This is a genomic window from Symplocastrum torsivum (assembly GCF_059505465.1).
This window is the reverse complement of the sequence record NZ_JCACKQ010000088.1, coordinates 1-16086: the sequence shown is the minus strand read 5'-3', so window position 1 is coordinate 16086 and position 16086 is coordinate 1. Positions and strand designations below refer to the sequence as shown.

Below are 16086 nucleotides of genomic sequence, written 5' to 3'. Positions count from 1 at the left end.
ATTGCCAAAGAGCGTTGGTAAAGAGGTTCGGCTTGGCTGTAGTTCCCCTGTGCCCGGTACAGCAATGCCAGATTGTTGAGACTGGTGGCAACATCGGGATGCTCCTTGCCCAGCACTTTCTCATAGATTGCCAAGGAGCGTTGGTAAAGAGGTTCGGCTTGGCTGTAGTTCCCCTGTGCCTGGTACAGCAATGCCAGATTGTTGAGACTGGTGGCAACAAGAGAATGCTCCTTGCCCAGCACTTTCTCATAGATTGCCAAGGAGCGTTGGTAAAGAGGTTCGGCTTGGCTGTAGTTCCCCTGTGCCTGGTACAGCAATGCCAGATTGTTGAGACTGGTGGCAACAAGAGAATGCTCTTCGCCCAGCACTTTCTCCCGGATGGCGAGGGCGCGTTCTGCCAGAGGAATGGCAGCAGCGTACTGCCCTTGCTGGTAAAGCTGAACTGCCTGTTCACTTAGCCGTTCGGCTTCCTCCAATTCCACTGACTGTTGGGCTGACTGGGGGGGATTCGTTTGTCCTACCACTGGTGCTGGCACTCTTGCCAGTAACCCCATGACCCCGATGAGTGTAACAGCCAACGGTAGTATTCTCCGGACTCGTGCTTTTCCCTTCATATTGCCCTCGCCCTCAATCCTTTATCCTATTGTCTATCTCTCAGAGCCACTAGGTTATGCAAGCATTGGCAAGAGTTTTCGAGCCTGACGGCATTCTTCACTTCTAAAATGCGGCACACTAAACACGGCTTAAAGGCGATGCTTATTCTTAAAAACAAGCTACTTCAATCCTCATAATTAGGAAACACGCTGGATAAATCGACAGCAGCGCTGAAAGTAGCCATAAGTTTCGGCAATCTGTTGGTGATAGACGACTGAGTTTAACCACAGTCTAGCTCGAACAACTTTGTGAGCTGAAAGTTGAATAGCAATTCTTGGGGATGAACCAAATGCCAGGTGAAGCTACGGAGGCTACTCCTTCAATTAATTCAGCTTTTTTAATATGCGCCATTGCTGTATAGCGACGCTCAAATTCTTGGCGAGTTAAGCAATCGCCGTTTTCTAAAGGGGGAAGATCAGTAATAGGACTCACTGACATAGGAAGAACCTCTACGCTTTTAAGTTCATCCTAAGCCCTCTGCCTTTAACAGCGTCCCTTGTCGAACAACCCCCTCCACCGTCGCTATGCCAATTAAGCCGTTTGAGGAGTCGCGAGATTGCAGTGTCACCTGTCCCGAACTACTTCCCTTAGCAAGGATACTGGTAAACACTGTGCCCTGCCTTACAGCTTTCATAGCTGCTGGGTTTACTCCACCCAACCACAACTTCACTTGATTCCCCTTCACCTCTGTAACAACTGCATCCGCTGTCGGACTTGAGGTATTGGTGAAATAGATGGGTTGCTTTTCATACCCACTCCCAACTTTCACCTCTGTAAGGGGAGTTTGGTTGTAGTCTTTTGGTATGTTTTCAACAGTGTAGGCGATCGCATTTTCAGGCGTACTCGTTTGCTGCCAGAGATACTGTGTTAATAGATAAGTAAAAACTCCTACATTGAAGCCATTCCACGGTAGATCGATCGCCAGTTGATTTGGGTCTGTTGCGGCTAGGACAACACCTTTCGCCACTCCCGTCCGATACAGCTTGACAAAATCTTCTCTCTTAAGATTTAGCCGTGACAACCACTGCTCTTGGTACGATTTTTCTCCTGGAGAAACTTGTAAATTCTTGCCTTGATTATCTCGCGCCCGAACCCGAACATCTCTAGTAGCACCGCCTGAGTAACAACTATCTAGAACAGCCGTGAAATTTTCACTTTTGAGAGCTAACATCAGCAGGAACAATGTGTGTCCCATAATGTCCTCTACAACACCGCCTTGTTCTGGGTACTGATCAATTTTTCCATGATTAACTGGAACAAAAGTACCATTGGTTCCACTATTGTTACCTGGCTCAACCACAAGGGGATCTGGATCGAAAACGCGAGAACCATGCCCTGAGTAGTGATACACCACCACATCCCCAGGCTTGGCTTGCTTGATTAAATGTTCTTCAAATGCCTCTAGAATACCTTGGCGAGTTGCTTGCCCATCCGTCAGGGTGTGGATATCTTGGGGATTAAAACCAAAGCGGTGGATGAGCAGATGTCGCTGCAACTCCATATCATTCACACATCCTTGCAGAGGTTGAGATGGATACTCATTAATGCCAACGAGCAATGCCAGTTTACGAGGCGTACTTTGTGCCAGGACTTTTCCGTAGCTTTCAGCCTGTCGTTGAATGTTAAGCTGGCTTAATCCCAAGGTTGCCAGAGTAGAACCAGCAAATTGAAAGAACTGACGACGAGAAATCTGTACCATAACTCCTCATTGGTAAATGCTGTCAAAGTGTATCCACCTTAACCGTTTATTTCTCAACTACAGTGTTCGTATCAGCATCTGTAACTTGAGCCAAGTCTGCTCTATGTAGCGCTAAAAGTAGCTTGACGTGATTTCGTTGCTGGTGTTGGCATACACAGACTGCAAGTTTTAGTTCAGGTAAAACTCTCCCCTACCTCCCAATCAAAAAACCTGATAGCTGAACGCTTAAAACGGCGAAATTAACTTAAACAGCAGCGAACCGATAGAGACTAAAGCTCCCCCTAAAGAAAAGCCCCCTCTTCGGGCTTTGGGAGGGTTCTGGGCAACTTCAATCGCTTGAATCACATTCTGTGATGTCTGGTAGCCCTCTGTATTGCCTTGGGTGGTAAAGAGTTCACCGGCTTTATTTGCATCTTCAGTCGCTTTAGCTACATCTCTGAGGCGGAAATAGGCAACTCCACGACCGAGGTATGCTGGAGCAAAGTCGGGTTTGATAATCAGCGCTTGATTATAATTCTCGATCGCAGCGGTATAATTGCCTCTTTCGGCTTCAACGACACCCCAAGCGTAGAAATCTTCTGCTGTTCCTGCATATTGAGGGATGCCAATGGTTCCTTGCACATAAGCGGTACTCAGACTGACACCGAATAACTGGGCATTGACAAGCAAGGCATTTCTGAGGTCAGTGCTAGTGAGGTTTGCTCCACTCAAATTCGCTCCAGTCAGGTTTGCCCGATTCAGAGAAGCACCAGTAAGGTTTGCACCGCTAAGGTCAGCCCCTGTCAAATTCGCACCACTGAGATTAGCACGACTTAAGTCTGCTCCACTCAAGTCTGCCCCAGCTAAGTTAGCCAAAACTAAACCAGCACTAGTAAGGTCACATTGTGGACATTGCTGAGTAGAAAGTAACTGTTGGGTATGTTGTAGATTTTCAGCATAGGCAGTCGTACCCAGACTGGTTGTGGTTAACAGAGCCATTGTGGTGAGCAGGGTGCGTTTAATATTCATAACCATCACAGAAAAGAATGAGCTACGCGCTGCCATGAGAGCATCATGGGTGAATCTTTGAGTGTACCTACATTTTGCGCCAATCTAAAGCCAAGTGGGTACTCCCTGGAACAAAGCAAAACTTGCAGGGTATTGCGAAGGTTTAATGAACTAAAAGCGAAAAATTGATAAGTATTAGTGCCGTTCAGCCGTATCAGTCTCAGCGATCGCAACCAGAAAACCAAGCTAGCATTACAGTTGTAAGCTTTATACACGCTTATCAGTATCTTATGAACTTCTTAACTCACATTCTGCACTTAGTCGGGTCAAGCGCCGTTGCTTACTACTCTGCTAGCAGTCTGCGTGACCCCAAAACGCGCCCTAATGTTCTTGCTGGGTTTCAGTTAGCAGAATCGGGTTCGGTTCCCTTTCTCAAAACCCTGAGTGAGCGAGCGGCTTCTGAAGGCGATACCTGGCTTGCAGAAAAACTGGCTCGTCATGCGTCAGACGAAGAACGCCACGGTCAAATTTTTGCCCACGGATTGAAACAGCTCAACAAACAAGTCATCGACTTCAAGAACTTACCCAAAGCCACTGAAGACGGCAAGCCGAATGAACGCCAACGTAGTCCCTTCTTTGCCACTTACTTTGAGGGCTACTCCCAAGAGGACATGAAACCCCAGAACATTGACTGGATTGCGTTCATGGCTAGTACCTACATTCTGGAACTAGACGCTAGCAAAGACTTTGTTCGCATGGCTAACGTGTTACCCGAAGACGAACCCACTAGCCGCAACCTCAAAAAAAGTATCCTCAGCGTTGCTCAAGATGAAACCGGACACGCTGCTTATCTTCGAGAGGCATTGGAACGTCGTTTGCCTGCTGATGCTGTCGAACGACTGATTGATGAGTGGCGGACTCGTAAGGTAAATGCAATGCTTGCTATGGTTGGTAATCTCGTCCAGAAAGGCGGAAAATCTCCCTCACTTGTACAAGATGGTGTTCCAGAAGAAATGCCAAAGGATGCTCCAGAACCCGTTGCAGCATAGAACGTTAGTTTAGGTTAGCTGCCGATTTACCTATTTGGTAGGGGAATGGGGAGTTGAGGAGAGTTCTCGCTAGATTTTCCCAGGTTCTCATCCCCTTACCTCATGAAGTAGCCAGGGGTTTGCGAATTGCTACCTCTAATCTGTCCTATGTCTTTGTAAAGGAGGATTTATTCTCTTGAAGTAGACAATACTCTTTGTATTGATTTTTTAAACAAATCTTTAATTTCTTGACATATTAGTCACATTACTTAGGATTATAGATTATTTTTAGATTTGTAAAGGTCAACATGATTCAGTAATAACTCTCAACTTCAGCTCGTTCATCGAGAACTTCAGGCGCAACCTGTAGGCACCGTTCAAAGAGGCAAACCTTAGATAAAAAAACCTTTTTTCAAGGAATTAGCGGTAAGGTTCCCTTAGCTATTGGGTTAAGATTGAGTTGATACTACCTTATTGTCGGTAGCTTTTTGCATCTACAGGAAACCGGAAAAAAACATAAAACATACTTACTCTAGCTCTCAAAAAATACTTGATTGAGGGATAAGAGCTGAAAAATGAACTCATATCCTATACCTAATTTGCATGAGTCACGACAAGAAAAAGCTAACTTAACACAATCTCAATTGGTTAATTCTCATGGTGAAGATAGACAGATTGGAAAATGTCAATCGCTAGATAACCAAGCTGAATTAAATTATCTCCACACGCTATATGAAAGCCTTCCTTGCATTTGCTTGACGCTTAACGTAAGGGGGGTAATTCTTTCGGTTAGCGAATTTGGTGCGACTTATCTAGGTTTTGACCCGTTGGATTTAGTTAAGCAATTAGTTGAGTACATTGTTTATGTAGAAGATAGAGACGACTTTCAATCGCAGCTAATCGGCTTACAGCAACAGCCGATACAAGTGAGTCAATGGGAAGCTCGTCTTATTGACAAGAATAGCAAGATTATCTGGGTAAAAGCGATCGCACGTTTAGTTCCAAACACGGAATCGAATCCAATCATCCTCCTAGTTTGTGAAGATACCACTGACCTAAAACAGATGGAGGAGAAACAACGGGACTCACAAGAGCGACACCGGAGTAAGTTTAGAAATACTTCCGATGAAGTTTTCATTACAGATAGCACTAATATTACTGATTTAACTGACCATCAGCGAGCTGAAGTTGCGCTACGAGAGAGTGAAGAGCGCTTTCGTGTCACTTTTGAACAAGCGGCTGTTGGGATTAGTCATTGCGATTTAAATGGTCGATTTATCCGAGTTAACCAGAAATTTTGCGAGATTCTAGGTTATACCTCGGAAGAATTACTAACACGAACATTTAGCGATATTACTTTTCCAGATGACCTGGAAGTTAGTGTTGATGGTGTGCGATCGCTTCTTGCGGGTGAAACTGCCCCTTACTCACTAGAGAAGCGCTATATCCGTAAGGATGATAGTATCTTGTGGGGACATCAGACTGTATCGCTGGTGTCTGAGCCAACGGGTGAACCGAAGCATTTTGTGGCAGTGCTTGAAGATATTAGCGATCGCAAGCTTGCCGAAGAAGAATTACTCCACAAAACCCAAGCGCTAGCAAACTTCAGTTCCAATCTCAAAGAACTACATCGGCTTAACACAACACGATACAACAGTTTTGAACCGCTGTTTGCTGATTATCTTAAAACAGGATGTGAAATCTTACAATTATCCATTGGTATTGTTAATCAACTTGATGGTCAGTCGTGCATCATTCGTTCTGTACAATCTGATATTGACTGGTTAGTTCCTGGATTGGAGCTGGAATTAAAAGATATCTATTGTGCAGCAGTCGTTCAAGAACAGAAGACAATTGCCTACAATCATGTTGGCGCAATCGAAGCACTACGAAACTATCCACTCTATCAAAATCTGAAACTAGAGTCTTATATAGGCACTCCTATATTTGTAAATAATCAAGTTTATGGAACAATAAATTTTTCTTCAACTCAAGTGAGAAGCCCAGAATTCGAGGCTTACGAACAGGAAGTGATTGAGTTGATGGCTCAAAGTATTGGTATTTTTATCGGCGCTCATCAAGCAGAACTGGAGCGCCAGCAGGCAGAAGAAGCACTGCGACAGCAGTTTCTCCGGGAGCAGCTAGTCGGGGCAATTGCCCAACGGATTCACCAATCTTTGAATTTAGAGGAGATTCTAAACACCACAGTAGCGGAAGTTCGGCAATTTCTCACTTGCGATCGCGTCGTTATCTTCCGCCTCAATGGGGATGGTAGTGGTGTTGTCGTCGTTGAGTCGGTTGACTCAAACTGGATACCCATTACAGGAACCATTATCAACGACCGCTATTTTGCACAAAGCTACGTTCAACTTTACAAACAGGGGCGAGTTCAAGCAGTCGAGGATATTTACAATGCTGGTTTAACCCAATGCCACGTTGATCTTTTAGCTAAGTTTCAGGCAAAAGCCAACTTGGTAGTACCGATTGTACAAGAGGAAAAATTATGGGGACTGCTGGTTGCTCAGCAGTGTGGGGAAACACGCAAATGGCAACCCTTGGACATTGATTTGCTCAAATCTCTCTCGACGCAAGCGGGAATTGCAATTCATCAGTCTGAGCTTTATCAGCAGGCACAAACTGAAATCATTCAACGCCAGCAAGCAGAAGCAGCACTACAACAGCAGTTTCAGAGGGAACAGCTAGTCGGAGCAATTGCTCAGCGGATTCGCAAGTCGCTGAATTTAGATACGATTCTCACCTCGACTGTGGCAGAAGTGCGACAAGTCCTTGCTGCCGACCGAGTGATTATTTTTCGATTTGAACCCGGCTGGAGTGGAAACGTAGTTGTGGAATCTGTTGATTCTCCTTGGCATTCCATCCTGGGAACGAACATCCACGACCCCTGTTTTGAGAAAATGTATGTCTTGCCTTACCAACAGGGTCGGGTGAAGGCAATCGAGGATATTTATAAGGCTAAGTTAGGGCAGTGTCATCTTGATTTACTAGTTCGGTTCCAGGTTAGAGCCAACTTGGTGGTACCAATTTTGAACGGTGAGAAGTTGTGGGGGCTATTGATTGCCCATCACTGCTCAGAACCCCGACATTGGCAGCCTTATGAAATAGACTTACTTTGTTCCTTAGCCTCCCAAGTTGCGATCGCAATTCAGCAAAGCCAGCTATATGAACAAGCTCAATCCCTAGCAAAACGAGAGCAGGCACTCAATCAGGTTACTCAAGCGATTCGCAGTTCTTTGGACTTAAACACGATTTTTTCCACAACTGTGCGTGAGATTGGCGAACTTCTACAAGTAGACCGCGCTCACATCGTGCAATATTTACCAGAACAAAAGCTTTGGTTACATGTATCAGAGTATGGTAGATACCCAGACCTCCCAGCGGCACTAGGAAGAGAAATTCCCGATGAAAATAATCCAATTACCGACCGACTGAAGTGCCTAGAAGTTGTCAGAATTGATAATACCGAGACTTTTGAAGACGAGGTTAATCAAGGATTAGCGCAAGCTTTTCCAGGAGCTTGGTTGCTGGTTCCCCTGCAATTTGGCTCCGAAATTTGGGGAAGTATTACTCTAAGGAAGGACATCGGGCCTTATTGCTGGCAAGATTCGGAGGTGGAGTTAATCTGTGCCGTTGCTGACCAAGTTGCGATCGCAATCCAACAAGCCGAACTCTACAAGCAAAGTTGTACCGCGACAGCACAAGCCCTAAGTCAGGCTCAGCAACTGGAACTTGCCTTACAGGAACTCCAGACAGCCCAAGCGAAGTTAGTGCAAAGTGAAAAAATGTCCAGCCTCGGACAGTTGGTTGCAGGGGTGGCTCACGAAATTAATAATCCTGTCAACTTTATCTATGCAAACTTGACCTATGCGAGTGAATACACTCAAGATCTCCTGGGCTTAATCGAGCTTTACCAGCAGCAATATCCCAATCCTACGTCAGACATTCTGGCAGAGATTGAAGCAATTGAACTGGAATTTCTGAGTGAAGACCTGCCCAAACTCCTCTGTTCAATGAAAGTTGGAGCAGAGCGGATTTATGAAATTGTGCGTAGCTTGCGTAATTTTTCTCGCCTTGCCGAAGCCGAAATAAAAGCAGTCGATATTCACGAAGGTCTAGATAGTACGTTAGTAATTTTGCAAAACCGTCTAAAGTCTGTACATGGGCATCCTGGGGCTGAGGTAATTAAAAAATACGGTAACCTCCCGAAAGTGGAGTGCTTTGCAGGACAGCTCAACCAGGTATTTATGAATTTGCTCACCAACGCAGTTGATGCTCTAGATGAGCGAGACCAAGCAAGAACACTCGAAGAAATGGAAGCCAACCCTAGTGCAATCCGAATCCATACAGAACTCCTCAAGGACGACTCTGTGGTCATCCGAATTGCGGATAATGGACCCGGAATGACACCTCAAGTTAAGCAACGACTATTCGATCCCTTTTTCACAACTAAACCAGTGGGTGTTGGGACTGGTTTAGGGTTATCGATTAGCTATCAAATCGTCGTTGAAAAACACAAAGGGCAGCTACAGTGCTTGAGTGAGTTGGGGCAAGGTACAGAGTTTGTGATTCAGATTCCGCTGAGGCAGCTAAGCGAAGGATAAACAACAGGTTCACCCCTACCAATAGTGTTTCAAGGGTGGATTTGCGTAAGTCCTGAATTTGTTACGCTTGGGGCGGCTATCTGGCAAGGCTGTGCGCTAAGAGCGCCCCACTTCGCTAACGTAGATGCGCTTGCCACTTGCGTCGAAATACCGGAGACAGCGACAAGTCAGCTTGCGATTTGAGTTCAAATGCCCTCTCCCTTTATGTTAAGAGGGCATTTTTATTGCTGCATTAACTCAAGACCGCAGGCACTCGTGGTTCTGGGTCTTGGAACAGGGGCGTGCTTAAGTAGCGTTCGCCAAAGCTAGGCTGAACCATGACAATCAGGCGCCCCTCGTTTTGGGGGCGTTGTGCAACTTGAATAGCGGCACATAGGGCTGCTCCGGTGGAAATACCGGAAAGTAGACCTTCTTCACGGGCAAGACGACGACCATACGCGATCGCATCTTCATCCGTAACTGCAATTACTTCATCGATTAGCTCAACTTTGAGAACATGGGGAATAAATCCAGCTCCAATTCCCTGGATTTTGTGGGGACCTGGACGCCCTCCTGAAAGAACAGGGCTACTAGTAGGCTCGACGGCAACAACTTGGAAACTGGGCTTCCTGGGTTTAATGACCTCAGCGACACCTGTAATAGTGCCACCTGTACCAACACCAGAGATGAGGAAGTCCACCTGTCCATCGGTGTCTTCCCAGATTTCTTCAGCGGTTGTCTCAAAATGAATTTGTGGGTTAGCTGGATTGTTAAACTGTTGCAGCATATAGGCATCAGGTGTCGTTTCGACAATCTCCTGTGCCCGCTGAATACAGCCGCTCATCCCCTGAATTCCTGGTGTCAGTTCTAGTTGAGCGCCATAAGCTCGTAGCATCGCCCGTCGCTCTGTACTCATGGTATCGGGCATTGTCAAAATGAGCTTGTAGCCCTTGGCAGCGGCTGCCATCGCTAGAGCAATGCCTGTGTTTCCCGAAGTCGGTTCTACCAAAACCGTTTTTCCAGGGGTAATCTGACCCTCCCGCTGGGCCACATTAATCATACTGACACCAATGCGGTCTTTCACGGAAGAAGAGGGGTTCATTCCCTCTAGTTTCACGAGGATACGAGCCAAACAGCCTTCAGCTTGGGGAATACGATTGAGCTGTACTAAGGGTGTCCGACCGACGAGTTCTGTAATGTCTTGGGCAATTCGCATGAGTTGTTGATTGTTAGGGGTTAATTGTTAGTTGTTAGTTGTCCTTGAGCTATTGTCATTTGCCAATGACCAATAACCAATGGCTATTGACTAGATGTAATACATGATGTCTAGTTGTCGTCTGGCATCCCGCTTTTCACTTAAATCTTGGAGTGTGTATCCTTGCAAGACATCGTGAGCGCGATCGTGAACTTCCTGCCAAACTTCGCCTACGACAGCGCTTTCTACTGTTTTTGGTGGAGCATCGCTCTTAGAGGCTTTTGAGTCTAAGCCTTCTAAACAGTTAATAATATCTAAAAGTGTGATTTTCCAGGGTTCCCGCCCCAAGACATAACCTCCTTTAGCTCCCCGTTGACTACGCACCAAGCCACCACGTCTTAATGTAGCTAGGAGCTGTTCAAGATATCGATCTGGAATATTCTGCTGGGCAGCAATTTGCCGAATTTGTAGTGGCTCTCCGTCATTGTAGTGACCAGTTAGCTCTAACAGGGCTAGAAGCGCATACTCTGTCTTGCAGGAAAGTTCCACAGGTTTAATTAGGTGTGAAAGGCTACTCTTGCTATTATACTACGGTTCACCACTGGTGATTGATAGATTTGGGATCAGAAAAAAAATAGCCCTGCCTTTTGGTAGGGCTAGTGAATCAACGTAGAGTAATAAACGTTAGCTGTTCAGTAATGATTGACAACTACCGCTTTAGAACCGGAAGGTGGTTCTGAGCGTACCAATGACAGCGTCATCATCACCTTGGTTAGGAGCAGTCAGCCAAATTACACCAGGAGTCACTGAGATGTTCTCCGATACCTGGAACTTGTAGAAGGCTTCAATGTGGTAAGGGCGATCGCTGTCGCGGACAGCTACATCATCGACACCGGGAGCATCAACACTACCGAGATAGGGCTGTACACCCGCAAAGATGCCCAAAATGTTGCCTTCTTTACCGAAGTCTGAGAAGGCGACACCCGCTCCATAACTCCAGATTTCCGCACCGCCCTGATCGAGCAGGATGGCATTGGTGTAAGAACCAAAGCCACTAATTGAGATGTTGTCACTCAATCGGAAAGCGGCTTCAATTCCGTAGGAGTTACTGACTGTAGGAACCGCGTTGTCTAAACCGCCTGTTGATAGCAATGACCCGGTTGCACTGGGATTATTTGCAAAAAAGGTACCGACTACACCATTCTGCAACTGATCGCTGAAGGTCGTTGGTGTGGAATTCCCGCTACCACCAAGACCAAATATGGGGTTCAAACTATCGTGATAACCGTGGACGTATGTCGCACCAATGCCGATCCGGTCGCCGAGGTTAAAGTTTAGCTGAGCTAAGGCACCGTAGTCGCCATTGAATAAGCCAGCGTCCTCACCAGGGTTAGCGGCATTTCCCGCCAAGTAGCCAACAGTTAGTGTACTTGGACCCAAGATGCTTTCTAATGGGCCAACACCAAGACTGATTGCGGCACCTGCACCACCACCGATCCGATAAATAGGGCTTTCTGAGGCAAAGGTCGAAAGCGCACCATTACCTCCGTCCTCGTCTTGGAAGTAAGGATTCAGGGTAGGAGCGTAGTCATGATGAAGACCTCCAAAGGCAGCAACGTAAAGTCTTGAGCTGCCAAAGGGGAAGGTATACGTTAGCTTGTCTAGGGTAATATCGTTGCCATTCTCGTATAGGTTGAAGGTTTGAGTGCCCTCGGCAGAACCAGGACTAACGTTAAAAGCCTCAAGATTACCCGCTTGCAGACGAGTCCGCAGTACATCTCGACCCGTGAAGCTGGTTTGTAGCTCTAAACGAACGCGATCGCCGAAAATGGTGTTGGTGTCATCATCATCAAACACATCATCGTCATCATCGAACACGTTGCCTAAATTAATATCTCCAAACGAATCAGTGACAGCAAAAATCACTTCCCCGACTAGTTTTGTTGTGGTGGAGAACTGATTATCTTCCAAGAACGCCACACGACCTTCTAAATCATCCACTCGTGTGCCTAATGTTGCCAGTTCTGCTTCAAATTCTTGAACTAGGCGTTGTAGCGTTTCTAAGTCTTCACGAGTCACAAAGTCAGACACACTCGCCGCAATTAACCGCTCGACTTGCTGCAAGCAAGCATTTAATCCGGCAGCAAATTCATAGCGAGTTAAAGCTCTGTTACCACGATAAGTGCCGTCTGGATAACCGGCAATACAGCCATAGCGCTCAACTAACGATTGCAGCGCTTCATAAGCCCAGTCTCCGGGTGAGACATCGCTTAGCTGGGTGACGTTGGTCACTTGGTCGATGGTGTTGCTGTTCCCTTCCCGGCTGTAGCGGTTGATCTGATCTAATACATTCGAGTCGGCGGGAGCGGCTGGCGTTACCTGAGCGAGTGTGGGGTTAACCCCTGGCGTTACAGACGGAATCGGAGCAAGCGCTTCCGTTTCTGGAGTTGCTAGATTTAGCTGCTGATTTTGAGTAATCGCCACTTGAGCGGGTACATTGACTTGAGCCGTCGTTGGCTCCACTAAAACTTTTGTTGCCGTTGTTGACAATTCTTGTGTCTGTTGAGCCGTTGGGGCTGTCACGCTGGCAATTGGCTGGGGTTGTTGAATTTCAACCTCGGCTGTTAGAGGTTGAACTGCTTCTGTTGGGTTGAGTTCATTCGCTGAGCTTACACTTGTGCTATCAACAGCGCGTACTGCACCCACAGAAACTACCAGTGTTGCACCCAAGACCGCTGGGCTGACAAGCAGAGTTTTCCACAGTAATTTCGACATCTTCTCTTATCCTCACACCTTTGCAGAAAGAGTTCTTATCATCCTTCTTCAACAATAGTACATTGTCTGCTGTAGCAACTCTTACACATTTACGAATTAATGTGAGTTCAAATAAAAGCGGCAGAACAGATAAGCTGAAAGCACTCAACTTCATCAAGTGGATGCCTATTGTGGTGTTACTGTTGCTGCCTACCTGTGTTACAGCTTTGGTTATTATACTTGCATCAGGTTATCCCAAACTCACATTACCTAAGAGGCACTTTTTCAGAGTCCCAATAGGTAAAGACATATTCGCTCTTATAAAATAGCCCCACCAAAGGCAGAGCTAGACAATCAACCTCTTTTGAGATCAGCTATTTGGTAATTTCTGCCGATGGTTCCCTCTAGAATCGGAAAGTGGTTCTGAGAGTACCAATAACAGCGTCATCAGCACCTTGGTTAGGAGCAGTGAGCCAAATTACGCCAGGAGTAACGGAGATGTTATCCGACACCTGGTACTTGTAGAAGGCTTCGACGTGATAAGGGCGATCGCCAGTATCGTTGCCATTCACAACACCGGGAGCATCAACACTACCAAGATAGGGCTGGGCACCACCAAAGATTCCTAATACGTTACCTTCTTTGCCTAAGTCAGAGAAGGCGATACCAGCTCCGTAAGTCCAGATTTCAGCACCTCCTTGACCAAGCAGGATTGCGTTAGTGAAAGCTCCAAAGCCACTAATTGAGATGTTGTCAGTCAATCGGAAAGCCGCTTCGATTCCATAGGAGTTAGTAACGGTAGGAACTGTGTTGCCATAATCTCCTGTTGCTATACCTGACGCTGTTGCACTTGGATTGTTTGCAAAAAATGTACCGACTACACCATTCGTAAACTGGTCATTAAAGTTTGTTGCTGAAGAATCCCCAGTTGCACCAAGACCAAATATCGGGCTAAAAGCGTCGTGATAACCATGGACATATGTTGCACCAATGCCGATGCGATCGCCGAGGTTGAAATTTAGCTGAGCTAATGCACCGTAGTTACCATTAAACAGCCCACCATCCTCACCAGGGTTAGCAGCATCTCCTGCTAAGTAACCAATCGTTAACGTACTCGGACCCAAGATACTCTCCAAGGGACCGACACCAAGACTGATGGCTGCACCTGCACCACCACCGATCCGATAAATGGGGCTTTCCGAGGCAAAGGTCGAAAGCGCACCATTACCCCCGTCATAGTCTTCAAAGTAAGGATTGAGGGTAGGAGCATAGTCACTATGAATCCCTCCAAAGGCAGCAACATAAATTTTTGAGCTACCGAAGGGGAAGGTATACGACAGCCAATCAAGAACGATATCGTTGCCATTCTCGAATAGGTTGAAGGTTTGAGTGCCCTCGGCAGAACCTGGGCTGACGTTAAAAGCCTCAAGGTTGCCTGCTTGCAGACGAGTATGCAAGACATCTCGACCCGTAAAGCTAGTTTGTAGGTCTAAACGAACACGATCACCGAAGATTGTGTTGGAGTCATCAGCGTTATTGGCAGTAAAACCGAAGGGTAGGTTTGAGTTATTGTCGATATCCCCAAACGAATCGGTGACAGCAAAAATCACTTCCCCGACTAGTTTTGTTGTGGTGGAGAACTGATTATCTTCCAAGAACGCCACACGACCTTCTAAATCATCCACTCGTGTGCCTAATGTTGCCAGTTCTGCTTCAAATTCTTGAACTAGGCGTTGTAGCGTTTCTAAGTCTTCACGAGTCACAAAGTCAGACACACTCGCCGCAATTAACCGCTCGACTTGCTGCAAGCAAGCATTTAATCCGGCAGCAAATTCATAGCGAGTTAAAGCTCTGTTACCACGATAAGTGCCGTCTGGATAACCGGCAATACAGCCATAGCGCTCAACTAACGATTGCAGCGCTTCATAAGCCCAGTCTCCGGGTGAGACATCGCTTAGCTGGGTGACGTTGGTCACTTGGTCGATGGTGTTGCTGTTCCCTTCCCGGCTGTAGCGGTTGATCTGATCTAATACATTCGAGTCGGCGGGAGCGGCTGGCGTTACCTGAGCGAGTGTGGGGTTAACCCCTGGCGTTACAGACGGAATCGGAGCAAGCGCTTCCGTTTCTGGAGTTGCTAGATTTAGCTGCTGATTTTGAGTAATCGCCACTTGAGCGGGTACATTGACTTGAGCCGTCGTTGGCTCCACTAAAACTTTTGTTGCCGTTGTTGACAATTCTTGTGTCTGTTGAGCCGTTGGGGCTGTCACGCTGGCAATTGGCTGGGGTTGTTGAATTTCAACCTCGGCTGTTAGAGGTTGAACTGCTTCTGTTGGGTTGAGTTCATTCGCTGAGCTTACACTTGTGCTATCAACAGCGCGTACTGCACCCACAGAAACTACCAGTGTTGCACCCAAGACCGCTGGGCTGACAAGCAGAGTTTTCCACAGTAATTTCGACATCTTCTCTTATCCTCACACCTTTGCAGAAAGAGTTCTTATCTCTTTTTTCAACACATGGTGCCTTGTCTGCTGTAGCAACTTTTACACATCTACCTTTGACTTGGATTCTGCACAATGTGTGAGTCAGCTAAGACTATGAACTGCGAGGTTTTCAAGAGCAGACCATCAATTTAGAAATTAAGCTTTTTGGTTGCTCAGCTAGATCATTTAACAAAACAGAAACTTTTAGAAAAGCCCCTAAAAAACTATCCGCTCCCACGGGAAGTGCTTTGGTTACATCCATCACACTTAATGTGGGAGCGGTCTAGCGGGTCTTCTGATTGAAACCAGGCTGCCGGGAGGAATCTCCGAGCCAGCTCAGCAGATCAACTAACGTGATTCTCTCGAAAGAGAACCGAGCTGACTGCTAGAGAACAGCCCCGGCGCACAGCCGGCTAACTTCAACCAGATGACCCATGAATTTACTACTATCTACCATGGGCATCACCTCCTAATAATCCCTATACAGCATTTTGTCCCGTTATTTATTAGATGTCGGTCACCTTCATTCAAGATAGCACAGGTAAAAAGTTGTGGGCTGATGTTGAAAAAATACCCCTGCTAGTCGGCAGAGGTATCAAATTTACTAAACGCTAACCTGAAGTCAAAGTCAGCTATTTTTTTACAGAGCGTTACCACGAGGAAGAACTTCCTCAGGGAACTCAAAGTTCTC

Annotated in this window: 9 protein-coding genes and 1 pseudogene; 2 read left to right on the top strand and 8 right to left on the bottom strand. The window is 46.5% G+C overall.

Annotated elements, in window-relative coordinates; all coding sequences use genetic code 11:
• The 4 genes and pseudogenes from AC5JL3_RS22895 to AC5JL3_RS22880 all read right to left on the bottom strand — a co-directional run.
• On the bottom strand, positions 1 to 614 hold a 614-nt coding region (locus AC5JL3_RS22895), incomplete at its 3' end, for a tetratricopeptide repeat protein (protein ID WP_496076673.1).
• 334 nt (positions 615 to 948) lie between these two features.
• Positions 949 to 1092: pseudogene (locus AC5JL3_RS22890) on the bottom strand (Uma2 family endonuclease); the annotation flags it as partial.
• A 25-nt stretch (positions 1093 to 1117) separates the two neighbouring features.
• Positions 1118 to 2353, bottom strand: coding sequence for a caspase family protein (locus tag AC5JL3_RS22885; protein ID WP_496076672.1), 1236 nt, complete (start codon positions 2351 to 2353; stop codon positions 1118 to 1120).
• 225 nt (positions 2354 to 2578) lie between these two features.
• On the bottom strand, positions 2579 to 3361 hold the full coding sequence (locus AC5JL3_RS22880; protein ID WP_496076671.1) for a pentapeptide repeat-containing protein: 783 nt from the start codon (positions 3359 to 3361) through the stop codon (positions 2579 to 2581).
• 164 nt (positions 3362 to 3525) lie between these two features.
• Between AC5JL3_RS22880 and AC5JL3_RS22875 the strand changes: the two genes are divergently transcribed.
• Both AC5JL3_RS22875 and AC5JL3_RS22870 read left to right on the top strand, forming a co-directional pair.
• Positions 3526 to 4389 (top strand): ferritin-like domain-containing protein, encoded by an 864-nt coding sequence (locus tag AC5JL3_RS22875; RefSeq protein WP_496076670.1) that lies wholly within the window; start codon positions 3526 to 3528, stop codon positions 4387 to 4389.
• A gap of 554 nt (positions 4390 to 4943) precedes the next feature.
• Positions 4944 to 8987, top strand: a complete 4044-nt coding sequence (locus AC5JL3_RS22870) for a GAF domain-containing protein (protein ID WP_496076669.1) — start codon at positions 4944 to 4946, stop codon at positions 8985 to 8987.
• Between the two features lie 232 nt (positions 8988 to 9219).
• Here the strand turns inward: AC5JL3_RS22870 and cysK are convergent, their stop codons facing one another.
• The 4 genes from cysK to AC5JL3_RS22850 all read right to left on the bottom strand — a co-directional run bounded on the left by cysK (position 9220) and on the right by AC5JL3_RS22850 (position 15374).
• Complete coding sequence (cysK, locus tag AC5JL3_RS22865) at positions 9220 to 10182, bottom strand: cysteine synthase A (protein WP_496076668.1); 963 nt, start codon at positions 10180 to 10182, stop codon at positions 9220 to 9222.
• 90 nt (positions 10183 to 10272) lie between these two features.
• On the bottom strand, positions 10273 to 10710 hold the full coding sequence (locus AC5JL3_RS22860; protein ID WP_192222871.1) for an RrF2 family transcriptional regulator: 438 nt from the start codon (positions 10708 to 10710) through the stop codon (positions 10273 to 10275).
• Positions 10711 to 10878: 168 nt separating this feature from the next.
• A complete protein-coding gene (locus AC5JL3_RS22855) occupies positions 10879 to 12936 on the bottom strand; it encodes an iron uptake porin (protein WP_496076667.1) in 2058 nt (685 codons plus the stop codon).
• 383 nt (positions 12937 to 13319) lie between these two features.
• The gene (locus tag AC5JL3_RS22850; protein ID WP_496076666.1) at positions 13320 to 15374 is read right to left on the bottom strand and encodes an iron uptake porin; all 2055 of its coding nucleotides are present in this window, start codon (positions 15372 to 15374) and stop codon (positions 13320 to 13322) included.
• Between the last annotated feature and the right edge of the window lie 712 nt (positions 15375 to 16086).

Coding starts and splice junctions, on each gene's coding strand:
- AC5JL3_RS22885 (WP_496076672.1), bottom strand. CDS start 2,353: ATGGTACAGATTTCTCGTCGTCAGTTCTTTCAATTTGCTGGTTCTACT.
- AC5JL3_RS22880 (WP_496076671.1), bottom strand. CDS start 3,361: ATGAATATTAAACGCACCCTGCTCACCACAATGGCTCTGTTAACCACA.
- AC5JL3_RS22870 (WP_496076669.1), top strand. CDS start 4,944: ATGAACTCATATCCTATACCTAATTTGCATGAGTCACGACAAGAAAAA.
- cysK (WP_496076668.1), bottom strand. CDS start 10,182: ATGCGAATTGCCCAAGACATTACAGAACTCGTCGGTCGGACACCCTTA.
- AC5JL3_RS22855 (WP_496076667.1), bottom strand. CDS start 12,936: ATGTCGAAATTACTGTGGAAAACTCTGCTTGTCAGCCCAGCGGTCTTG.
- AC5JL3_RS22850 (WP_496076666.1), bottom strand. CDS start 15,374: ATGTCGAAATTACTGTGGAAAACTCTGCTTGTCAGCCCAGCGGTCTTG.